General features: G+C 67.0%; 18 protein-coding genes, 1 tRNA gene and 1 pseudogene. 6 read left to right on the top strand and 14 right to left on the bottom strand.

The features are described 5' to 3' along the window. The first annotated feature begins 13 nt into the window (after positions 1-13). The gene (locus ACIUM1_RS03275; RefSeq protein WP_406815863.1) at positions 14-1,414 is read left to right on the top strand and encodes a bifunctional lysylphosphatidylglycerol flippase/synthetase MprF; all 1,401 of its coding nucleotides are present in this window, start codon (positions 14-16) and stop codon (positions 1,412-1,414) included. On the opposite strand, the pseudogene cydC reads toward ACIUM1_RS03275, so the two are convergent. From cydC to ACIUM1_RS03240, 7 genes and pseudogenes are all read right to left on the bottom strand, one after another. Beyond that, a pseudogene (gene cydC, locus ACIUM1_RS03270) lies at positions 1,327-3,071 on the bottom strand (thiol reductant ABC exporter subunit CydC). The gene ACIUM1_RS03275 and the pseudogene cydC sit on opposite strands and share 88 nt — an antisense overlap. Beyond that, the gene (gene cydD / locus ACIUM1_RS03265) at positions 3,058-4,671 is read right to left on the bottom strand and encodes a thiol reductant ABC exporter subunit CydD (RefSeq protein ID WP_406815861.1); all 1,614 of its coding nucleotides are present in this window, start codon (positions 4,669-4,671) and stop codon (positions 3,058-3,060) included. Before cydD ends, cydC begins: the two are co-directional and overlap by 14 nt. 62 nt (positions 4,672-4,733) lie before the next feature. Next, a complete protein-coding gene (cydB, locus tag ACIUM1_RS03260; RefSeq protein ID WP_406815860.1) occupies positions 4,734-5,774 on the bottom strand; it encodes a cytochrome d ubiquinol oxidase subunit II in 1,041 nt (346 codons plus the stop codon). 35 nt (positions 5,775-5,809) lie between these two features. Then, on the bottom strand, positions 5,810-7,282 hold the full coding sequence (locus ACIUM1_RS03255; protein ID WP_406815859.1) for a cytochrome ubiquinol oxidase subunit I: 1,473 nt from the start codon (positions 7,280-7,282) through the stop codon (positions 5,810-5,812). A gap of 73 nt (positions 7,283-7,355) precedes the next feature. After that, entirely contained in the window at positions 7,356-7,958 is a 603-nt protein-coding gene (locus ACIUM1_RS03250) for an HdeD family acid-resistance protein (RefSeq protein WP_406815858.1), read from the bottom strand. 45 nt (positions 7,959-8,003) lie between these two features. After that, a complete protein-coding gene (locus ACIUM1_RS03245) occupies positions 8,004-9,335 on the bottom strand; it encodes an adenylate/guanylate cyclase domain-containing protein (RefSeq protein ID WP_406815857.1) in 1,332 nt (443 codons plus the stop codon). 747 nt (positions 9,336-10,082) lie between these two features. Further along, positions 10,083-10,159 (bottom strand) — tRNA-Leu (locus ACIUM1_RS03240). Between the two features lie 112 nt (positions 10,160-10,271). Here ACIUM1_RS03240 and ACIUM1_RS03235 point away from each other — a divergent pair. After that, positions 10,272-10,895: an ANTAR domain-containing response regulator gene (locus ACIUM1_RS03235; protein ID WP_406815856.1), complete on the top strand. Its 624-nt coding sequence runs from the start codon at positions 10,272-10,274 to the stop codon at positions 10,893-10,895. A gap of 58 nt (positions 10,896-10,953) precedes the next feature. Here the strand turns inward: ACIUM1_RS03235 and ACIUM1_RS03230 are convergent, their stop codons facing one another. Together ACIUM1_RS03230 and ACIUM1_RS03225 are read right to left on the bottom strand one after the other, a co-directional pair. Further along, a complete protein-coding gene (locus ACIUM1_RS03230; protein WP_406815855.1) occupies positions 10,954-12,162 on the bottom strand; it encodes a lipid-transfer protein in 1,209 nt (402 codons plus the stop codon). Between the two features lie 10 nt (positions 12,163-12,172). Then, positions 12,173-12,655 carry a Zn-ribbon domain-containing OB-fold protein gene (locus ACIUM1_RS03225; protein ID WP_406815854.1) on the bottom strand — a complete coding sequence of 161 codons (483 nt, stop codon included), beginning with the start codon at positions 12,653-12,655 and terminating at the stop codon, positions 12,173-12,175. 164 nt (positions 12,656-12,819) lie between these two features. Between ACIUM1_RS03225 and polA the strand changes: the two genes are divergently transcribed. From polA to coaE, 4 genes are all read left to right on the top strand, one after another. Further along, a complete protein-coding gene (polA, locus tag ACIUM1_RS03220) occupies positions 12,820-15,480 on the top strand; it encodes a DNA polymerase I (RefSeq protein ID WP_406817508.1) in 2,661 nt (886 codons plus the stop codon). A gap of 112 nt (positions 15,481-15,592) precedes the next feature. After that, a complete protein-coding gene (locus ACIUM1_RS03215; protein WP_406815853.1) occupies positions 15,593-16,039 on the top strand; it encodes a DMT family transporter in 447 nt (148 codons plus the stop codon). Positions 16,040-16,257: 218 nt separating this feature from the next. Continuing rightward, entirely contained in the window at positions 16,258-17,694 is a 1,437-nt protein-coding gene (gene rpsA, locus ACIUM1_RS03210) for a 30S ribosomal protein S1 (protein WP_406815852.1), read from the top strand. An 18-nt stretch (positions 17,695-17,712) separates the two neighbouring features. Beyond that, positions 17,713-18,927: a dephospho-CoA kinase gene (coaE, locus tag ACIUM1_RS03205; RefSeq protein WP_406815851.1), complete on the top strand. Its 1,215-nt coding sequence runs from the start codon at positions 17,713-17,715 to the stop codon at positions 18,925-18,927. Positions 18,928-18,934: 7 nt separating this feature from the next. On the opposite strand, the gene ACIUM1_RS03200 is transcribed toward coaE, so the two are convergent. From ACIUM1_RS03200 to ACIUM1_RS03180, 5 genes are all read right to left on the bottom strand, one after another. Beyond that, positions 18,935-19,348, bottom strand: coding sequence for a hypothetical protein (locus ACIUM1_RS03200; protein ID WP_406815850.1), 414 nt, complete (start codon positions 19,346-19,348; stop codon positions 18,935-18,937). Between the two features lie 56 nt (positions 19,349-19,404). After that, complete coding sequence (locus ACIUM1_RS03195; RefSeq protein ID WP_406815849.1) at positions 19,405-20,181, bottom strand: Fpg/Nei family DNA glycosylase; 777 nt, start codon at positions 20,179-20,181, stop codon at positions 19,405-19,407. Then, positions 20,174-21,064 (bottom strand): non-homologous end-joining DNA ligase, encoded by an 891-nt coding sequence (gene ligD / locus ACIUM1_RS03190; RefSeq protein ID WP_406815848.1) that lies wholly within the window; start codon positions 21,062-21,064, stop codon positions 20,174-20,176. The genes ACIUM1_RS03195 and ligD (ACIUM1_RS03190) overlap by 8 nt, the downstream gene beginning before the upstream one ends. Further along, complete coding sequence (ligD, locus tag ACIUM1_RS03185) at positions 21,064-22,074, bottom strand: non-homologous end-joining DNA ligase (protein ID WP_406815847.1); 1,011 nt, start codon at positions 22,072-22,074, stop codon at positions 21,064-21,066. The genes ligD (ACIUM1_RS03190) and ligD (ACIUM1_RS03185) overlap by 1 nt, the downstream gene beginning before the upstream one ends. Positions 22,075-22,147: 73 nt before the next feature. After that, positions 22,148-22,591: a DUF402 domain-containing protein gene (locus ACIUM1_RS03180; protein WP_406815846.1), complete on the bottom strand. Its 444-nt coding sequence runs from the start codon at positions 22,589-22,591 to the stop codon at positions 22,148-22,150. Positions 22,592-22,614: the final 23 nt, after the last annotated feature.

The raw sequence follows: 22,614 nt of genomic DNA, 5'->3' as shown, positions 1-22,614 counted from the left end.
TCGGGAGGTGAGTGTGAACGGACCGGTAGTGGACGTCGCGGCAGCGAGACCCCGCGCGCGCGAACGCGTTGTGGTGTCGGTCGATTCGCTCGCGGCCCGCCTGATCGGCGCCCTGGCGCTGTTCGGCGCGGCGTGCTGGTTCATCGAGATACTGGCTCGGCACCACACCCATCCGAGTTGGCACTACACCGACCGGCTGGCCTGGTCGCTGACTGTGCTGGTGGCGGTGGCCTGGATGGCGCGCGGCATCTTCCTGGGCCGGCCGGTGACCACGATGCATGCAGTCGCCGCCGCCTTTTTCGTGCTGGCCGGACTGGGCCTGCACGTGCTGTCCTTCGATCTGCTGGGCGACGTGGTGATGGCCAGCTCGGGCATGGTGTTGATGTGGCCGACCACCTCGTATCCGCGGCCCGCTGACCTGCCGCGGGTGTGGAAGTTGATCGACGCGACCAGCGGCGACGCGCTCGCGCCGTTCACCATGCAGACCGGCAAGAGCTATCACTTCACCGCCGACGGCACGGCGGCACTCGCCTACCGGACGCGGATGGGAATCGCGGTGGTCAGTGGTGACCCGATCGGTGACGAGGCGCACTTCGCCGAACTGGTCGCCGATTTCGCGGCTACCTGCCACGCCCACGGATGGCGCATCGCGGTGGTGGGGTGCAGCGAGCGACGGCTGGAGCTGTGGAAAGATCCGGCGGTCTTGGGACAGTCGTTGCGGCCCATACCGATTGGCCGCGATGTGGTGGTCGACGTGGCCAACTTCGACATGGTGGGCCGCAAATTCCGCAACCTGCGACAAGCGGTGCAGCGCACCCACAATTGCGGTGTGACAACCCAAATCGTGTCCGAGCAGGAGCTCGACGACAAACTGCTGGCCGAGCTCACCGAGGTGGTGCGGGACTCGTCCAAGGGCGCCCACGCCGACCGTGGATTCCACATGAACCTCGACGGCGTGCTGGAAGGTCGATTCCCCGGAATACAGCTGATCATCGCCAGGGACAAAACGGGGAAAGTTCAGGCATTCCACCGGTACGCCACCGCGGGCGGAGGCAGCGAGATCACCCTCGACGTGCCGTGGCGGCGACGCAACGCCCCGAACGGGCTCGACGAGCGGCTCAGCGTCGACATGATCATGGCAGGCAAAGAGACAGGCGCACAGCGGGTATCGCTCGCGTTCGCGGCATTCCCCGAAATCTTCGACGACAAGAACCGGGGCTGGACCCAGGCCATCCTCTACCGGTTGACCCACGTTCTGGATCCGCTGATCGCCCTCGAGTCGCTGTACCGGTATGTGCGGAAGTGGCACGCCCTCGACGCCCGGCGCTACGCAGTGATCTCGGTGACGCAGCTCATCCCGTTGCTGTTCGTGCTGTTGACGCTGGAGTTCATGCCGCGTCGGCGACACCTCTGACGCGTAGTTCGGGGCAGTCAAGGCCCTTGGGCAGGTGGTGAGTCGCCACCACCACCGTCCGCTGCGCGGACATCAGCGCCGAACTCGGGGCCAACAGGTCGCGCAGGATCTGTCCGGCGTCGGTGACGTCGAGGTGTTCGGTCGGCTCGTCGAGCAGCACGATCCGGGCAGGCGAGATCACCGCCCGCGCCAGCAGTAGCCTCCTGCGCTGGCCGGCCGAAAGAGCCTGCGCCCCACCGGCAAGCACCGTGGCCAAACCGTCGGGCAGCCCGGATAGCCAGCGGCCCAGGCCGACCGCGTCCAGAGCCGCCGTCAATTCGTCGTCGGGGCAGTCACCGCGCGCGACCAACAGGTTGTCTCGGACGGTGGTGGCGAATACGTGGGCATCCTCGGCGAAAAACCCGATCGCGTCGCGCAAGTCGGCTTCACCGATTTCATCCACGGCGGCACCGTCCAGCCGCACCCGCCCAGCCAGCGGCGGCAGCAGTCCAGCGAGAGTCATCAGCAGCGTGGTCTTCCCCGAACCGCTGGCGCCGGTGACGGCCAGCCGAGCACCCGGCGGCAGATCCACCGCTATCCGCCTCGAGTGCGCCGCGTCGTCGTGACCGGCCCGCACGTCGGCCGACAACCGTCCGGTGCCGACCGGGGTGCACGCGCTCGCCGCGGCGTTCTCCGCGGGCTCGGGCGGGGTCAGTTCGAGCAGCCGGCGCGCGGCGATCCGCGACCTCGTCAGTTGCACGGCGGCGGCCGGTAACGGCGTCATCGCTTCGAAGGCGGACAGCGGCAGCAGCATCAGCACGGCCAGCGTGGTGGGTGCGACCGCCTGCGCCAGCCCGATCGCGGCCACCACCGCGCCCAGCACGCTCGCGCCGATCGCCGCGGTCGGCATCGCCTCGGCAATGGCGGCCGGTTTGGCGGCGGCGTCCAAGGCGTCGCCCCAAGCGCGTTGACGGCGTTGCGATTCGGCGATGACATCCGGGAGCAGGCCGGCCACCCGAAGCTCCGGAGCGTGTTCGAGGGCGATCATCGCCGATGTGTCGCGCTGCGAACGATGTTGGCGTGCAACGTCTTCCTGGGCCGCGGCGGCCCGGCCCGCAAGCCGGGGAGCGACAAACCCGGCGACCAGCAGGCAGATGGCCAGCACGACGGCCGCCGCAGGTGAAATGGCCGCGACGACCACAGTTGCCGCCAGCGCCAGCACCACCGCGACGCCGATCGGCACCAGGCCGCGCACCAGGACGTTGGCCAGCTCGTCGACGTCCGCACCCACCCCGGCCACCAATTCGCCGCTGTGCAGCCGAACGGCGGCCGCCGCCGGGCCGCGGGCCAGCCGTTGGTAGATCCGTACTCGCGCGGTACCGGCCGCGCGCAAGGCCGTGTCGTGGGTGGCCAGTCGCTCGCAGTAGTGCAGCACGCCGCGCGAGATCGCGAACATGCGAACCGCCACCGCCGCAACCGACAGGTCCAGCACGGGCGGCATCTGCCAGGCGCGCGTGATCAGCCACGCTGAAACACCGGCCAAGGCGAGCGCGCTACCCAGCGAGAGCACCCCGAGCGCAATCGCCGCCAGGATGCGAGGCAGCCGCGGGCGCAGCAGGTCGACGGCAGCGAACAGGGGCTCGTGGCGGCGGCCCGTCGCGCAGTCAGGCCCGGGCACAGCACACCCCCCGGTCGGCGACGACTTCGATGACCTGGTCGCCGATGGCCAGGACCGGCGCGCGGTGGCCGACGACGATCACGGTCGCGCCGGCGCGGGCCCGCTCGGCGATGGCCCGCAACACGCGCTGCTCGGTGTCCGCGTCCAGGTGGGCGGTCGGCTCGTCGAGCAACAGCACGGCGGCCGACGAGCCGAGCGCTCGGGCCAGGCCCAGCCGTTGGCGCTGCCCCAGCGACAACCCGGCACCGCCGCGCCCGAGCTCGGTGCTGCCCCCGTCGGGCAGCTCGGCCAGCACCGCGTCGAATCCTGAATGGGCACAAGCCCTTTCGACGTCCTCGAGGTTCCCGAGCAGCGCCAGGTTGTCGTTGACGGTGCCGGGCACGAGCACCGGGCGCTGCGGCAGCCAGGACAGCTGCGCCCACCACCCGGTCGGTTCCAGGTCGGCGACATCGATGCCGTCCACCAGAACCCGGCCCGACGAGGGCACGCTGATGCCGGCTACCACCTGCAGGGCGGTGCTCTTGCCCGTGCCGTTACGCCCGGTCAGCACCGTCACCGAGCCGGGCTCGATGACCGCACTCAGATCGCGCGGCGCCCGGCCGTCGCGACCGTCCACGGTCAAATGGTCGAGGCGAATCCGTGCGCCCCGCGCGGTAACCGTTTGAATGCTGGCCGTCGACGCGGTCGGCTCGCCGATGAGGGCGAACGCCGCACCGGCGGCGGTCCTGCCGTCTTGGGCGGCATGGTATTCCACGCCGATGCGGCGCAGCGGCAAGTAGACGTCCGGTGCCAGCAGCAGGACCGTCAAGCCGGTGGTCAGGGTCATCTCACCGAACACCAACCGGAAGCCTATTCCGACGGCGATCAACGCCACCCCGAGGGTGGCCAACAGCTCCAGCACCAAGGCCGACAAGAATGCGATCCGCAATGTCGCCATGGCCGAGCGGCGGTGCGCGGCAGCAAGTTCGGCGATGCGACGTTCGGGGCCCGAGCTGCGTCCGAGCGCCCGCAGGGTGGGGATGCCGGCAATCAAATCCAGCAACCGGGCCTGCAGCGTCGTCATCGCGGCCAGGGCCGCGGCTGAACGGTCAGCGGTTGCCAGTCCGATCAGCACCATGAAGATCGGTATCAGTGGCAGCGTAATCGCCACGACCGCGGCCGATTTCAGGTCATAGGCCGCGATCACGGCGACGGTGGCCGGGGTCAGGAGCGCGGCGAGCAGCAGCGTCGGCAGGTAGCCGGTGAAGTAGGGGCGCAAGCCGTCCAGCCCGCGGGTGACCACGACGGCGGCGCTGTCGCGTTGGGCTGCCAGTTCGCTCGGTTGTCTGGCGGTCACCGCGGCGAGCACCTGCCCGGACAGATCGGCGATGATCGCGCTGGCGCCCCGTTGCCCCAGCCGGGCCTGCAGCCAGTGCGTCACCGTGCGGACCGCCCACAGCGACAACAGGATTGACAGCGGTACCAGCCAGGCGTGCGGACTGCGCGCGGAGGGATCACCGACGACGCCGGCGACGATGCGCGCCAGCACGATCGCCGAGCCGATCGCGCACACCGAGATCAGCACGCCGCAAACCACCGCGGCGACCAGGTAGCGGCGCACCGCCGCCGACGCTCGCCACAGTCTCGGGTCGAGCGGCGCCCGGCTCGCAGGGTCCGTTCCGCTCAGGATGCGCGCCTTGCCAGGCCGATGGACGCCGGTATCCGGTCGGCCGAGATCCGTTGCCGGAAGACCCAATACGACCAGGCCTGGTAGATCACCGTCAACGGGGCCATCAAGGCCGTCACCCACGTCATGACCTTGAGGGTGTAATGGGTGGAGGAGGCGTTGTAGATGGTCAGGCTCCATTGCTTGTTCAGCGTCGAGGGCACCAAATTCGGATACAGCGAGCCGAAGAGCAGGATCACCACGGCCGCGACCACCAGCGCCACGCAGGCGAAGGCCCAGCCGTCGGACGCGCGCCGCCACACCAACAGCACCGCCGCCAGCTGCGCCAGCACCGCCACCAACAGCACCAGCCAGGTCCAGTCCTTGCCGTGCGCCAGTTGCGTCCAAAGCCCGAATGCCGCAACCAGTCCGGTGACCGGCAGCGATAACCAGACGCCGAATCGGTACGCGTCCTCGCGGATGGCGCCGGAGGTCTTCAGCGCCACGAACGTCGCTCCATAGAACAGAAACAACCCGGCGGTGGCCAGGCCGCCCAGCAGCGTGTAGGCGTTGAGCACATCGGTGATCGACAGGTGGATGCGGCCGTCGGCTTCGACCGGGAGGCCGCGCACCAGAATGGCGAACGCGACGCCCCACAAGACGGCTGGCAGCCACGACCCGGCCGCGATGCCGGCGTCGGCCCACCCGCGCCATTTGGTGTCATCGATCTTGCCGCGCCATTCGATCGCCACCGCTCGCACGATCATGCCGAACAGGATCGCCAACAGCGGCAGGTACAGCGTGGAGAACACGGTGGCGTACCAGGCGGGGAACGCGGCGAACATCGCGGCGCCGCCGACGATCAGCCAAACCTCGTTACCGTCCCACACCGGTCCGATGGTGTTGAGCGCCGTGCGGCGCAGCGGTTCGGGTTCACCGACGCCGACGCGCGCGAACGGCTCCATCAGCATGCCCACCCCGAAGTCGAACCCCTCGAGGATGAAGAAACCCAGGAACAGCACCCCGATGATGCCGAACCACACTTCCTGCAGTCCCATGGTCTCAACTCCTTTGGGCGTCGGGTGGGCCCTCGTCAGTAGGCGAAGGACAGAGGTGCCACCTCGTCATCGCTGGGAGCCTGGGCGGGAGCGGGCTCCGCGTCGTGTTCCAGCGGCCCTTCGACGGTGTAGCGCTTGAGCAGGAAGAACCAGAGGACGGCGAGCAGCCCGTAGACGAGGGTGAACGTCACCAGGGATGTGATGACCATGCCGGGCACGTGATGCGAGACCCCTTCGCGGACCGTCATCCGAACCGATTGGTCCCCAGTGGGATTCGGTGCCACCACCCACGGCTGGCGGCCCATCTCGGTGAACACCCACCCCGAGATGTTGGCCAGGAACGGGGTGGGGATGGTGAGCAGGGCGAACCAGGACATCCAACGGCTGCTGGGTGTCCGCCCCCGGCGGGTCACCCACAGCACGGTCAGCGCGAACAACACAGGGATCGCCAGGAATCCGACCATCGCGCGGAAGGACCAGTAGGTGACGAACAGGTTCGGCCGGTAGTCGTCGGGTCCGAAACGCTGCTGGTACTCCTGCTGCAACTCGTCCACCCCGCGCAGTGTCACGCCGCTGAATTTGCCCTCAGCCAGGAACGGCAGCACGTAATGCACCTTGATGACCTCGGAGACGCTGCCGCAGTTGTTGTGCGTTCCGATCGTCAGCACCGAGAAGTCGGGGTCGGTCTGGGAGTGGCACAACGACTCCGCCGACGCCATCTTCATCGGCTGCTGGACGAACATCAGCTTGCCCTGCCGGTCACCGGTGAAGAACAGGACGACGGTGGCGAGCAACACCACCCCGCAGCCCAGCAGGGCCGCCGGGCGAAACATGTTGCGGGCCTCGGTTTGTGCCTCGGGCGCGGTGGATCCCGACTTGGGTGACCGCACCATCCACCATGTGCTGACGGCGGCGACAAACGTGCCGGCAACCAGCAGCGCGCCGGTCACGGTGTGTGAAAACGCCGCTTGCGCAGTGTTGTTCGACAGCAGGGCGAAGATGTCGTCCAGCTCGGCGCGTCGCTTAGCCGGGTTGTAATGCGCACCGACCGGGTGCTGCATGAACGAGTTCGCCGCGATGATGAAGAACGCCGACGCGTTGACCCCGAAGGCGACGATCCAGATGCAGGCCAGGTGGATCAGCTTGGGCAGTCGGCTCCAGCCGAAGATCCACAACCCGATGAACGTGGACTCGAAGAAGAAGGCGAACAAACCCTCCATCGCCAGTGGCGCACCGAAGATGTCGCCGACGAACTTCGAGTACTCCGACCAATTCATGCCGAACTGAAATTCTTGGACGATCCCCGTCGCCACGCCGATGGCGAAGTTGATCAGGAACAGCTTGCCGAAGAACTTGGTCAGTCGGTACCAGGCGGTGTTACCGGTGGCCACCCACACCGTCTGCATGATGGCGAGCAGCGGCGCCAAACCGATGGTGAGCGGCACAAAGATGAAGTGGTAGACGGTCGTGATACCGAACTGCCACCGCGAAATGTCGACGACATTCATCTGTCATCTCCCGAGACTGCGGAGGGCCGACCAACGGCTACGACAGAGTGTAGTAGACGAGTCGGCGCCTCCGCTACCGGACCTGCTCAGCTGGGGCGAGGGTCCTGGAGGCCTTGCGGATCCCGAACGACGAGATGATCTCGAACACGCCGATGACGATGAACCAGGCGCCGACCACGATCGCCAGCGTGACGATGGATGCGAACGGTGAGGCCAGCACGACGAGGCCGGCGAGCAGGCTGATCACGCCGACGAAGATGTTCCACCCCCGACCGGGCAGGTGCGGGTCACTGATGGCCGAAACCGTTGTGGCGACACCGCGGAAGATGAACCCGATGCCAATCCAGATGGCCAGCAGCAGGATTGCGTACCCCTGACCGAAATGACGGAATGCCAACACCGCCAGGATCAACGACGCCGCGCCACTGATGAAGAGCAGGATCCGGCTGCCCGCCGAGACATGCAGCGAGAACGCGAAGACGACCTGCGCGACACCGGTAATCAACAGATAAATGCCGAAGGCGACGGAGGCGACCAGAATGGAAATTCCCGGCCAGGCCAGCACCAGGACGCCGAGGACAAGAGACAGAATTCCCGACAGCAGAGCGGATTTCCACAGATGTGGCAGCAAGCTCGGAACGGGGTGGGTTCCAGGAGCGCCAGGGGAGATAGTCATGGCCGAAGTCTGGCACAAACGCGAGCTGTGGTACAGGGACTTTGATCAGACGTGGACCGTGCTCGGGTGCTCGGCGCGCAGGTCGGTGGGTTCTTCGCCGGCCCGTCGGCCGATTAGATACCAGGTGCGCATAACGCCCTTGCCCTTGACCTCGATCCGGCCGCGCTCCTGCAGCACGAAGTCGTGTTTCAGGCGTTCGTACATCGCTTCGGGCACTTGGATTCGTCCCACCGAATCGGTGGATTCCATCCGCGACGCGACGTTGACGGCGTCGCCCCACACGTCGTAGAAGAACCGGCGCGAACCCACGACGCCGGCGACGACGGGTCCGCAGGCCATGCCCATCCGCAACGGGACCGCCTGATCGTGCGGATCACGCAGTGCCGCAGCAACATTGGCCATATCGAGGGCAAAATCGGCCAGGGCGAAAGCGTGATCCGGCCGCGCCCGCGGGACCCCGCTGACCACCATGTAGGAGTCGCCGCTGACCTTGATCTTCTCCAGCCCGTGCTTGTCCACCAATTCGTCGAAGGCGCTGTACAGCCGGTCCAGGAACCGCACCAGGTCGGCGGGTGCAGTGCTGCTGGCGCGTTCGGTGAAGCCGACGATGTCGGCGAACAGGACGGAGGCCTCGTCGTACTTGTCGGCGATGACGTTGCGGTCGGCGCTCTTGAGCCGCTCAGCGATGCTGCCCGGCAACATGTTGGCCAGCAGCGCCTCCGACCGCTGGTACTCCGACTCCATCACCGTCTCGGCGCGCTGCGTGTCGCGCAGCGCGTACCAGACCGTGATGAACACCATGACGCAGGCGGAGACGATCGTGACGACGAACATCATGGACTGCGCCCAGCCCGGGACCAGGCCGGTATCGCGGGGGACGAGAAATTCCAGCGCGATGACCAGGCCGGCGGCGATCGCCGCCAGGATCCCGGCCAACACGATGTGGTCAAGCCCCAGTACCAGGACCACCAAACAGGCGCCCACCACCAAGAAGTACTGCGCACCCGAGGCGGTGCCCGCATCCCAACAGCTGGCAAAGACCGCGACGTAGGCCGCGCCGATGAAAGTGAGCGGTGCCACCAGGTCGCCGAAGCGGTGCAGCCACGGCACGCTCGCGAAGATCAACGCCGAGACGGCGTTGAGCACGAGCATCTGCCATATCCAGGCACCGGTGACCACTTGCAGCACCACGAAATTGGTGCTGACGACCACGGCCAGCCAGGCCGCGATGGTGAGCACTCGATACTGGCGTGCGGCGCTGTCGGCATAGTGCTGGTTGCGGTCGCGTGACTGGGCCCGCGCCGCGGCCACGCAGTCCGGGCGCTCCGAGGAGCCGTCGAGGCGTCTTGGTGGGCCACCACAATGCTTGGCCGCCACGGGTGCAAGCGTAGCCGCTGAGCAGCGAGGTCGCCGGGCCTCTTCAAGAAAATCAGCGTTTTCGCCCCCGCAACTTTCCGATTCTGATAACAGTTCTTGTTATCGGGTTGTGATCGGGTTTGCGAATGGATCGTTATGGTTATTTAACACGTGTTCGACCGGGCGGTCAGACACGTGTTCGCCTCGACTAAGGGGTGCCTGATGGCGGGTCTCAAGAGATTCGTTTTTGCGTTGACCCTGGCTCTCACCGCAGTGCTCCTGGACGGCTGTAGTGCCGCCTGTAGCGAACCGAGTTGGCTTCTCCGGGTCGCCGGCGACTCCATCGGCAACGACACACCGGGGCTGAATGTCTCTGCGTCAGACCAGGTCTGCATCACCCGATCGTTCGGCGACTGAACCGGCCGCACCTCTCGGTCGGTGGGCCTCGGCGAGGGGCGAGGCCCACCTAGGTCGGTTCCGAACGGGCCGTCGGGGCCGTCACCCCGGCAACGGAAGTGCTGCTGTGGCTTTTCGACGCGAGGGTCGCAAACGCCGGAAAATAGTATGAATTCATTGCGTTTTCCCACGCGTTCCCGCCGAATACATTGACCGCCTAAATTAATTGCATCCAGTTGGATAAACCGGGCAATTTCATACCGTTGGAACGTACTCGACGGTAATTGCAAACCGGTGGGTGTGGAGAGGCGGACTGAGCGACCGCTTCGGTACCGAAAATGCGGCCCGCCGTCCGGTGCGTCGCGGCGTCGATGGTGCCCTCGGTGAGATTCGAACTCACACTGGACGGGTTTTGAATCCGTTTCCTCTGCCAGTTGGGATACGAGGGCGTGCGGCCTCTTACCTTAGAGGCAGCCTCCCACCATAGAGGATCAGGAGTGCTCACCCGTCTCTCTGCCCCCGCCCTCGCTGGTCTGAGGCGTTCGCGCCACAATATCCGTCATGACAGGCCCCACGACCGACACCGACACCGACGCCGCCGTGCCGCGCCGGGTCCTGATCGCCGAAGACGAAGCGCTCATCCGGATGGATCTCGCCGAGATGCTCCGAGAGGAGGGTTACGAGATCGTCGGAGAGGCCGGTGACGGACAGGAGGCCGTGGAACTGGCCGAGCGTCATCAGCCGGACCTGGTGATCATGGATGTGAAGATGCCGCGCCGCGACGGCATCGACGCGGCCTCGGAGATAGCCAGCAAGCGCATCGCCCCGATCGTGGTGTTGACCGCGTTCAGCCAGCGCGACTTGGTGGAGCGGGCGCGGGACGCCGGGGCGATGGCCTATCTGGTGAAGCCGTTCACCATCAGCGACCTCATTCCGGCCATCGAATTGGCCGTCAGCCGCTTCAGCGAGATCGCCGAACTCGAACGCGAGGTGGCCTCGCTGTCCGACCGGCTGGAGACCCGCAAGCTGGTGGAGCGCGCGAAGGGGCTGCTGCAGAGCGAACAGGGCATGACCGAGCCCGAGGCATTCAAATGGATTCAGCGGGCCGCCATGGACCGCAGGACCACGATGAAGCGGGTGGCCGAAGTCGTCCTGGAGACCCTGGATCCGTCCAAAAACGCCTGAGCGTCAATCCACGGCTCGGGTGTGCGCTTTTGGCGACGATCGCCGGCGGCCGTAGACCCTAGCGGGCGACGATCACCGACGAGCCGTGCCCGAACAGCCCCTGGTTGGCGGTGACGCCGACGGTGGCGTTCTCCACCTGCCGGCCGGTGGCCTGGCCGCGCAGCTGCCAGGTCAGCTCGCAGACCTGGGCGATCGCCTGGGCCGGGATGGCCTCGCCGAAGCAGGCCAGCCCGCCCGACGGGTTGACCGGCACCCGGCCGCCGATCGTGGTGGCGCCGCTGCGCAGCAGCTGCTCGGCCTCGCCCTTGGCGCACAACCCCAGGTGCTCGTACCAGTCCAGTTCCAGGGCCGTGGACAGGTCATAGACCTCGGCCAGGCTCACGTCCTCGGGCCCGATGCCCGCCTCGGCGTAGGCCGCATCGAGGATCTGGTCCTTGAACACCCGCTCCGGTGCGGCCACCGCGGCGGTGGAATCCGTTGCTATATCCGGCAATTCGGGAAGATGCTGCGGGTATCGTGGCGTGACCGTGCTGACCGCGCGCACCGACGGCACGCCGTCGAGCGAGCCGAGGTGCTTGCGGGCGAACTCGGCGCTGGCCACGATCAGCGCCGCGGCGCCGTCGGAGGTGGCGCAGATGTCGAGCTGACGCAGCGGGTCGGAGACCACCGGGCTGGCCAGCACGTCCTCGACCGAAGATTCCTTGCGGTAGCGGGCATTCGGGTTCTGCAGCCCGTGCTGGGAGTTCTTCACCTTCACCCGGGCGAAGTCCTCGGACGTCGCGCCGTAGAGGTCCATCCGGCGCCGCGCCAGCAGTGCGAAGTACACCGGGTTCATCGCGCCGATGAGGTGGAAGCGCTGCCAGTCGGGGTCGTTCTTGCGCTCGCCGCCGACCGGGGCGAACGCTCCCTTGGGAGTGGTGTCGGCGCCGATGACCAGAGCGACGTCGCAGAAGCCGGCCAGGATGTGGGCGCGGGCGCTCTGCAGCGCCTGCGAACCGCTGGCGCAGGCGGCGTAGCTGGAGCTCACCGGCACGCCGTTCCAGCCGAGCTTCTGCGCGAACGTCGACCCCGCGATGAAGCCCGGGTAGCCGTTGCGGATGGTGTCGGCGCCGGCGACCAGCTGGATCTGCTGCCAGTCCAGCCCGGCCTCGGCCAGCGCGGCGCGCGCGGCGACCACGCCGTATTCGGTGAAGTCGCGGCCCCACTTGCCCCACGGGTGCATGCCGGCGCCGAGGATGTAGAGCGGTTCGGGAGTGCTCATGGTCACGCCACTTTCCTCATTTGCGCCGCTCCTCCTCATCGCTTCGCTCTGCATCGTCGTCGGCGCGCTTCCAGGCGTGCACGAGCCGTTCGACGCCGTCGGCATCGGTGAACAGGGTCATGGTGGTCAGCTCCATCTCCATGCCGACCTTCAGATCGGCGGCCAGCGTGCCCTCGACCACCTTGCCCAGCACGATGATCCCCTCGTCGGCCAGCTCCACCGCGGCGATGGCGAACGGCTCAAACGGGTCCGCCGCCGGGTAGGGGGCGGGCGGCGGGTACCGGTTTTCGGTGTAGCTCCACAGCGTTCCCCGGGGCGACAAAGCGACGGTCTCTAGTGTGTCGCTCGCGCAGCCCGGGTTGGGGCAGTTATTCTCCCGCGGCGGGAACACATAGGTGCCGCACTCGGGGCACTTGCTGCCGATCAGATGGGGGCTACCGGCGTCATCGGTGGCGAACCACCCGTCGATCGCGGGTTCTTGGCTGGTGACCTCTGGCACGGGGCCAGACTACCCAGCCCGGTCCCAAAACTGAAACGTGTTGCAGTTCTACCGGTGGCACGGTCGGGGCGCCCAGCTCGTCGCACCGGGTGCCTAGAGTGAGACCCGTGCCCGCCACGAAAACCACCACCAAGGCCAGCGAGGAACAGACCACGCCGACGCTGATGCTGCTGGACGGCAACTCGCTGGCGTTCCGGGCGTTCTATGCGCTGCCCGCCGAAAACTTCAAGACCCGCGGCGGGCTGACCACCAACGCGGTCTACGGCTTCACCGCCATGCTGATCAACCTGCTGCGCGACGAGGCCCCCACCCATATCGCCGCGGCGTTCGACGTATCACGGCAGACGTTCCGCTCCGAGCGCTACCCGGAGTACAAGGCCAACCGGTCGGCGACGCCCGACGAGTTTCGCGGCCAGATCGACATCACCAAGGAGGTGCTCGCGGCGTTGGGCATCACGGTGCTCGCCGAGGAGGGGTTCGAGGCAGACGACCTGATCGCGACCCTGGCCACGCAGGCCGAAAAGGACGGCTACCGGGTGCTGGTGGTCACCGGCGACCGCGACTCGCTGCAGTTGGTCAGCGACAACGTGACCGTGCTGTACCCACGCAAGGGCGTCAGCGAACTGACCCGCTTCACCCCGGACGCCGTTGTCGAGAAGTACGGGCTGACGCCCCAGCAGTACCCCGACTTCGCCGCCCTGCGCGGCGACCCGAGCGACAACCTGCCCGGCATTCCCGGGGTGGGGGAGAAGACCGCCTCGAAATGGATAGCCGAGTACGGCTCGCTGCAGGGGCTGGTCGACAACGTCGACTCGGTGCGCGGCAAGGTGGGCGACGCGTTGCGCGAACACCTGGCCAGCGTCATCCGCAACCGCGAGCTGACCGATCTGGTCAAAGACGTGCCGCTGGCCCAGACTCCGGACACGCTGCGGCTGCAGCCGTGGGATCGCGACCAGATTCACCGGCTGTTCGACGACCTGGAGTTCCGGGTGCTGCGGGACCGCTTGTTCGAAACCCTGGCCGCGGTGGAACCCGAGGTCGACGAGGGCTTCGACGTGCGCGGCGGTGCGCTGGAACGCGGCGAGCTGGCCGGATGGCTGGCCGAGCACAGCTCGGGCAAGCGGTTCGGCCTGGCCGTCGTCGGTACCCATCTGGCCTACGACGCCGACGCCACCGCGCTGGCCATCGTCTCCGCCGACGGCGAGGGCCGCTACATCGACACCGCGACGCTGGATCCTGAAGACGAAGCGGCGCTGGCGTCTTGGCTGGCCGACCCCGGGCCGCCCAAGGCGCTGCACGAAGCCAAGCTGGCGATGCACGACCTGGCCGGGCGGGGCTGGACCCTGGCCGGTGTCACCAGCGACACCGCGCTGGCGGCCTACCTGGTGCGCCCCGGGCAACGCAGCTTCTCTCTCGACGACCTTTCGCTGCGCTACCTGCGTCGTGAGCTACGCGCCGAAAACCCTGAACAGCAACAACTTTCGCTGCTCGACGATACCGACGGCGTCGACGACCAGGCGGTGCAGACGCTGATCCTGCGCGCTGTGGCGGTGCTCGATCTGGCCGACGCGCTCGACGAGGAGTTGGCCCGCATCAACTCCACGTCGCTGTTGAGCGGCATGGAACTACCCGTGCAGGCGGTGCTGGCCGGCATGGAAAACGCCGGCATCGCAGTCGATTTGGACCTGCTCACCGAGCTGCAAAGCGATTTCGCCCATCAGATCCGCGACGCGGCCGAGGCGGCGTACGCGGTGATAGGCAAGCAGATCAACCTGGGTTCGCCAAAACAATTGCAGACGGTGCTCTTCGACGAGCTGGAGATGCCGAAGACCAAGCGCACCAAGACCGGATACACCACCGACGCCGATGCCTTGCAATCGCTGTTCGACAAGACCGGCCATCCGTTCCTGCAGCATCTGCTGGCCCACCGCGACGCCACCCGGCTCAAGGTCACCGTGGACGGCCTGCTGAACTCGGTTGCCTCGGACGGGCGCATCCACACCACGTTCAATCAGACCATCGCCGCGACGGGCAGGTTGTCGTCGACCGAGCCGAATCTGCAGAACATACCCATCCGCACCGAGGCGGGCCGGCGGATCCGCGACGCGTTCGTGGTCGGCGACGGCTACAGCGAGTTGATGACGGCCGACTACAGCCAGATCGAGATGCGGATCATGGCCCACCTGTCCAAGGACGCCGGCCTGATCGAGGCGTTCAACACCGGAGAGGATCTGCACTCGTTCGTCGCCTCCCGGGCATTCGGCGTGCCGATCGAGGAGGTCACCGCCGAGCTGCGCCGCCGGGTCAAGGCGATGTCGTACGGCCTGGCCTACGGGTTGAGCGCCTACGGGCTGTCCGCCCAGCTGAAAATCTCCACCGAAGAAGCCAAAGACCAGATGGAGCAATACTTCGCCCGGTTCGGCGGGGTGCGCGATTACTTGATGGACGTCGTGGAGCAGGCCCGCAAGGACGGCTTCACCTCGACGGTCTTCGGGCGCCGTCGCTATCTGCCCGAACTCGACAGCAGCAACCGCCAGGTGCGCGAGGCCGCCGAGCGGGCGGCGCTCAACGCGCCGATCCAGGGCAGCGCGGCCGACATCATCAAGGTGGCGATGCTCGAAGTCGACAGGGCGATCAAAGCCGCCGGGCTTTCGTCCCGGATCCTGCTGCAGGTGCATGACGAACTGCTGTTTGAGGTCGCGCCCGGCGAGCGAGAACAGCTGGAGGCGCTGGTACGTGACAAGATGGGCGGCGCCTATCCGCTCGACGTACCGCTGGAGGTTTCGGTGGGCTACGGCCGGTCTTGGGACGCCGCGGCGCATTGACGCGGTCAGCCGGCCGACGTGGCCGCGCACTGAGCGAACGTCGACACCGGCGTTTGTCGCGAGCGAATCGGCTCACACCGCAGACGACGAGCGCGCCGAACCGGGGAGTGTCATGAACGCAGGCTGGATCATCCCGTTCATCGTCTTGGGCGGCGCGCTGCAGACCTGCGGAGCCGCCATGAACGGCCAGCTTTACCAGCACCTGATCAACCCGTGGCTGGCGTCGGCGATCTCCTTCGCGGTAATCACCGTTTTCTTCATCGCCGCATTCCTGTTGATGCCGAAACCGCTGCCCACCGCCAGGGACGTCGCGTCGATGCCGTGGTGGGCGGTGGTCGGTGGCCTGGTCGGGGCCGTCCAGGTCTATGCCGGCCTCACCCTGGTCAACCGGGTCGGGGCCGGCACATTCATGGGCATCACGGTCACGTCAGCGCTCATCATGTCGCTGGTGATCGACCATTTTGGCTGGTTGCGGCTGGATCCCCACCCGATCACGCTGCTCAGGGCTGCCGGCGGCGTCCTGATGGTGTGCGGAGTGGTGCTGATCGCCAGATTTTGACGGGTGGTTCGGCTCTGCAATCTCGCGAGCGGAACACCACGTAACGCCGGGGAACGCCGCGGTGCAGAGCGGCCGAAAGTTTGCCCGCAGGTCATGTCCGCGTCAGATATGCAGAGGTAAGAGGGGCTGGGTTTGGCCAGCGTGTCCACAGTCGAGTAGCCTCGACAGGTAAATCCCAATTGTCCCTACGACCCAACCTGTCCGGAGCAACCCACCACATGCCGAGTCCCACCGTCACCTCGCCCCAAGTAGCCGTCAACGACATCGGCTCCAGCGAGGATTTTCTCGCCGCAATAGACAAAACGATCAAGTACTTCAACGATGGCGACATCGTCGAAGGGACGATCGTCAAAGTGGACCGGGACGAGGTGCTCCTCGACATCGGCTACAAGACCGAGGGCGTCATCCCCGCCCGCGAGCTCTCCATCAAGCACGATGTCGACCCCAACGAGGTCGTTTCCGTCGGTGATGAGGTCGAAGCCCTGGTCCTCACCAAGGAGGACAAAGAGGGTCGCCTGATTCTGTCCAAGAAGCGCGCCCAGTACGAGCGCGCCTGGGGGACCATCGAGGCGCTCAAGGAGAAGGACGAGGCCGTCAAGGGCACCGTCATCGAGGTGGTCAAGGGTGGCCTGATCCTCGACATCGGGTTGCGTGGCTTCCTGCCCGCCTCGCTGGTCGAGATGCGCCGGGTCCGCGATCTGCAGCCGTACATCGGCAAGGAGATCGAGGCCAAGATCATCGAGCTGGACAAGAACCGCAACAACGTGGTGCTGAGCCGTCGGGCCTGGCTGGAACAGACCCAGTCCGAGGTGCGCAGCGAGTTCCTCAACCAGCTGCAGAAGGGCGCCATCCGCAAGGGTGTCGTCTCCTCCATCGTCAACTTCGGCGCCTTCGTCGACCTGGGCGGTGTGGACGGTCTGGTGCACGTCTCCGAGCTGAGTTGGAAGCACATCGACCATCCGTCCGAGGTGGTCCAGGTCGGCGACGAGGTCACCGTCGAGGTGCTCGACGTCGACATGGACCGCGAGCGGGTTTCGTTGTCGCTCAAGGCGACTCAGGAAGACCCGTGGCGCCACTTCGCCCGCACCCACGCCATCGGCCAGATCGTGCCCGGCAAGGTCACCAAGCTGGTTCCGTTCGGTGCGTTCGTCCGGGTAGAGGAGGGCATCGAGGGCCTGGTGCACATCTCCGAGCTGGCCGAGCGCCACGTCGAGGTGCCCGACCAGGTGGTTGCCGTCGGCGACGACGCGATGGTCAAGGTCATCGACATCGACCTGGAGCGCCGCCGGATCTCGTTGTCGCTCAAGCAGGCCAACGAGGACTACACCGACGAGTTCGACCCGGCGAAGTACGGCATGGCCGACAGCTACGACGAGCAGGGCAACTACATCTTCCCCGAGGGCTTCGACTCCGAGACCAACGAATGGCTCGAGGGATTCGAGAAGCAGCGCAACGAGTGGGAGGCCCGCTACGCCGAGGCCGAGCGCCGGCACAAGATGCACACCGCCCAGATGGAGAAGTTCGCCGCCGCCGAGGCTGCCGGCCACGCCGAGCAGTCGCCGGGCAACGGTGCCCCTCCGGAGAAGGCGGGCGGATCGCTGGCCAGCGACGCCCAATTGGCCGCGCTGCGGGAGAAACTCGCCGGCAACGCGTGACGCTCTGCTGAGCACGCCATGCTGCGGATCGGGTTGACCGGCGGCATTGGCGCCGGCAAGTCGGCGCTGTCGTCCACCTTCGCGCAGTGCGGTGCCGTCATCGTCGACGGGGACGTCATCGCGCGCGAGGTGGTCCAGCCGGGAACCCAAGGCCTGGCCTCGCTGGTCGAGGCGTTCGGAAGTGACATCTTGCTTCCGGACGGATCGCTGGATCGACCCGCATTGGCGGCCAAGGCCTTTCGCGACGACGAGGCACGCAAGACGCTGAATGGGATTGTCCATCCGCTGGTGGGCAATCGCCGTTCGGAGATCATCGCCTCGGTGCCCTCGGATTCCGTTGTCGTCGAGGACATTCCGCTGTTGGTGGAGTCGGGGATGGCACCGCTGTTCCCGCTCGTCGTCATCGTCCACGCCGATGTCGAGGTGCGGCTGCGGCGCCTGGTCGACCAGCGCGGCATGTTGGAGGACGACGCCCGTGCCCGGATCGCCGCGCAGGCCAGCGACGAGCAGCGCCGCGCGGTCGCCGACATCTGGCTGGACAACTCGGGCAGCCCCGAGGATTTGGTGCGGCGGGCCCACGACGTGTGGAACAACCGCATCGTCCCGTTCGCGCACAATCTGAGCGCCCGTCAGATAGCCCGGGCCCCGGCCCGGTTGGTGCCGCCCGACCCGAGTTGGGCGGAGCAGGCGCAACGGATTGTGAACCGCCTGAAGACCAGCTGCGGTCACCGGGCGCTGCGCGTCGATCACATCGGCTCGACCGCCGTGCCCGACTTTCCGGCCAAGGACGTCATCGACGTTCAGATCACCGTCGAATCCCTGGCCGCCGCCGACGAACTCGTCGAGCCGCTGTTGTCCGCGGGGTACCCGCGCGTCGAGCGGATCACCGAGGATGTGGCCAAGAACGACGCCCGCAGTACCGCGCAAAATTACGACCACACCGACGACCCGGCGTTGTGGTCCAAGCGATTTCACGCCTCAGCGGATCCCGGCCGGCCCACCAATGTGCACATCCGGGTGGACGGCTGGCCGAACCAGCAGTTCGCCCTGCTGTTCGTGGACTGGCTGGCGGCCAACCCGGATGCCCGCGCCGACTACCTCAATGTCAAGCGCGCCGCCGAAAAGGGCGGCGGCGGAGACGGTGCGGCCTATGTCGAGCTCAAAGAGCCGTGGTTCCGCGACGCCTACCGGCGGGCCTGGGAGTGGGCCGATTCGACGAGCTGGAAGCCCTGACGTGTAGCTAGGGCAATGGGGCGCCGCACTGCAGCGCGCCGTTGTTCGGATCGTTGTTACCCGCCGTCGGCCTCACCATCTGGTCGGTCTGGGTGAAAACGTTGTCGTCGGCGTCGATCTCGCAGTGCACGTTGGCCGCGTAGGGAAAACGCAGCACAATCCGCAGGCCGGCCTGTGCCGGGTCGGGAAGCACGGTGTTGGCCTCGAATACGTTGCCGGGCATGGACGGAAGGCCGGTGGTGCTGGTCTGGCCGCCGTTGGTCACGAACGTGGCCTGGCTTCCCGTCGTCAAAGCGTCGATCCTGGCCCGATAAGTGATGTTGTGCAGCTCCGCTCGTGCGATTGCCGGATTCGGTTGCGCGCCGGCGGCGATGACCGTCACCGCGACGATCGGCAGGAGCCTGCGGCAAGGAGAGCTCATAGCAGCTGAGATTACGCCCAACGTCGCCCGGTCCACCAGGCTGTTCGACCTGGTGGCTAGGGCTGGCAATGGGGACACCAGAAGGACATCCGGCCGCCGATCCGGTCATGGCGAAGGTGAGTGCCGCAGCGTGGGCAGCGCGGGTCGGGATCGTCGCGGGCGCCGGTAAGCCAGCGCGGCAAGCCAGGGACCCGGCCGTGTCGCACCGAAGTGTGCAGCACTTGCGTCATCGCCCGATGCAACGCCTTGACCTCGTCGTCATCCAACTCCGCAACCGCACGGGTGGGCCGTATTCTGGCCCGCCAGCAGATTTCGTCGACGAGCAGGTTGCCCAGGCCCGCGATCACCGACTGGTCCATCAGCGTCGGTTTCAGCCGGCCGCGTCGCCCCGCCAGCACGTCGCGAAACTCGCGCAGGCCCATGCCCAGCGCGTCGGGCCCCTGCGGGCCCAGTACGTCCGCGAGGTCTTCGTCACCGTCGGCCAGCCAGACGCCGCGCAGCTTGCGCAGGTCGGCATAGCGCAGTTCGCCTCGGTCGAGCGATACCACCAGTCGCTCAAACCTTTCCGGCTCGGCGCCGGATCTGGCGTAGTAGGGGTGTCCGGTCATGCCACTGTGGATCAGCAGCGTCGGACCGTCGGTCGGCAGTATCAGCCATTTGCCGTGCCGGCGCGGCGCACCGAAGCGGTGCCCGGCCAGTCGCCCGGCGAGCGCGTCGGGGGAGGCGTTACGGACGATGCCGGGGTCGCGGACGTCTACGCGTTCGATCCTGCGGCGGGGCAACGTTTTAGCGAGCTCGCGCCGGAACCCTTCGACATCCGGCAGTTCAGGCACGAAGTTTCGCCAATCGTTCGAGCGGCCCGGTCAGCGAGCGGGCGTGCCGGAACATGTCCGCCCATGGGTCACCGTGTGCGGCGAGCCGTTCGGGAACATCGCGGATGCTGAACCGATCCGGCCGCAGGCCGCGCGTGTCCAGTTCGTCCCACCGCAGCGGGGTGGCGACCGGCGCCCCGGCGCGGGCCCGCACCGAGTACGGCGCGACGGCGGTCTGCGCGTAGGCGTTGCGCATCACGTCCAGGTAGATGCGGCCATCGCGCTTGTCTTTGCGGGCTTCCACGGTGCGGTGCGCGGCGTCGTCGGCGGCGACGACTTCGGCGACCGCACGGGCGAATTGCCGTACCGTATCGAAATCGGCCTCGGCGCGTAACGGCACCACCACATGCAGTCCGCGAGATCCGGTGGTCTGCACGTAGCGCGCCAGCCCCAGGTCGTCGAGCACGTCGGCCACCGTGCGCGCGGTCGCCCGCACCACCGCGAAGTCGGCGTCGGACGGGTCGAGATCGAAGACCAACCGGTCGGGTTTGTGCAAGTTGGATTGCCGCGACTGCCAGACATGCAGGGTTATGCAGTTCTGGTTGGCCAACCAGCGCAGCGCCTCCGGACGTTCGGCCAGCGGATGCACCAGTGTGCCACCCTCTTTGTCGACCTCGATCCCGCTCATCCAATCCGGTAGCGCATCGTCGAAATCCTGTTGCACGAAACCTTTTTCGCCGATGCCACGCGGGAAGCGCTGCACGGTCAGTGCGCGGCCCTTCAGGTGTGGCAGCATGGCGCCGGCCACTTGGCTGTAGTAGTCGGCCAGCTCCCGCTTGGTGATCCCGTCCGTCGGGAACATCACCCGGTCCGGGTGGGTGATCTCGACCTGGATCCTCGGCATCAGCGTGTTTCCCGTACCACGTCTGCGGCGTCTTTGTCGGTGCGCAGGCCCTGGTAGCGCGGATGGCGGAGCTTGCCGTCGCGGGTCCACTCGGTAAACCCGATCTGTACCACCAACTCCGGGCGAACCCAGCGAGCACCCTTCTCGCGCACCAGCCCCCGGGTGAACGGCGGTGCCTCCTGCTCGATCGGAAAGAGTCGCTCGTGCAGGCTGCGCAGCGTGGCCTCGTCGAACCCGGTGCCGACCTTGCCGGCGTAGACCAGGTCACGACCTTCCCCGTGGCCGTCGTAGTAGCCGAGTAACAACGCGCCCAACTCGATTCGGCTGCCCTTCGGGTTGGTGTAGCCGCCGACGACGAACTCCTGGTCGCGGACGCATTTGAACTTCAGCCAGTTCTTCGACCGGCCGCTGTCGTAGGTGGAATCCGCCAGCTTGGCGATCACGCCCTCGTCGCCGCGCTCGCAGGCTGCGCGGTAGGCGGCAAGGCCGTCCTCGACGCGGTGCGCGGTGTTGCGCAGCGGATCGTCGAAGCTGATCGCTTCGCGTAACAGTCGCTTGCGCCACCGCAGCGGCAGCCCGGTGGTATCCCTACCGTCAAGGTGCAGCAGATCGAAAAGGTAGTAGTACACCCGGATTCGCGAGGCGCGGGCCACCTCCGGATCGGTGATGCCCAGGCGTCCCTGCAGCCGGGCGAAGCTGGTGCGGCGTCCCTCGAACGCGACGACCTCACCGTCCACCACGAATCGGGTGCTGTGCTGCCGGGCAAGTGCATCCACCAACTCCGGATAGGTCCCGTTGAGCGGCTTGCGGTTTCGGGAAAGCAGACGAATCTCGTCGCCGTCACGGAAGGCGAGGCAACGCATGCCGTCGAATTTGCGTTCGAAAATCCAGTGCGGGTCACAGAACCGCTGATCGGTCAGGGTGGCCAGCGTGGGATCTCGCCAGGCGGGCACCGGCTCGGCGCGCAGCGCCTCGCGCACCGCATCGGGCAGACCGGCGAACTGCGTCATGACGAGTCATCCCTCAAGCTCTGGTGGTCCACAGTGGTATTCGGTGCATACCCGCCGTCGCACCTGGAAACGGTTACGGCGACCCGCGCCACGTCAGTGCCATCCCGTGCTGTGCCAGCCACCGCGACAGGTCATAGCCGTTGCGGGCCAACCCATCGACGGCGACCACGGCGCGTCGCACCGCCCGCTCGGCGGCCTCGGGAGTGAGCAGCCCGTGCCGGACGGCATCCACCAGCTCGTCGATGTCGGTGAGTTCGGCTCTGGCGCCGGTGCGCACCGCGATGTCCAGGTAGTGGTCTTCGGAATGCCACACGGTGGGCCCGGGCAGGTATTCGCCCACATCCAGGTAGAAGTCCTGGTCGCGTTCATGCCCGGGATTGAAGTGAAACACGGTGGCGCGCAAGCCCAACGACGGCAGCAGCCACGACTCCAGGTAGTGGAATTGGGCGCGCCCGGGTGTGGGGCGGGCGAGGTAGAGGCCCCACGGCTGCACCGCGTACTCGTCGACGGCCCGCACGATGCCCTTGGGATCGGTGTTGG

Origin of the sequence: Mycobacterium sp. M23085, assembly GCF_045343915.1 — a bacterium.
Lineage (GTDB): Bacteria > Actinomycetota > Actinomycetes > Mycobacteriales > Mycobacteriaceae > Mycobacterium.
Note: the sequence above shows the minus strand (reverse complement) of the source record. Positions and strands in the feature narration are given on the sequence as shown.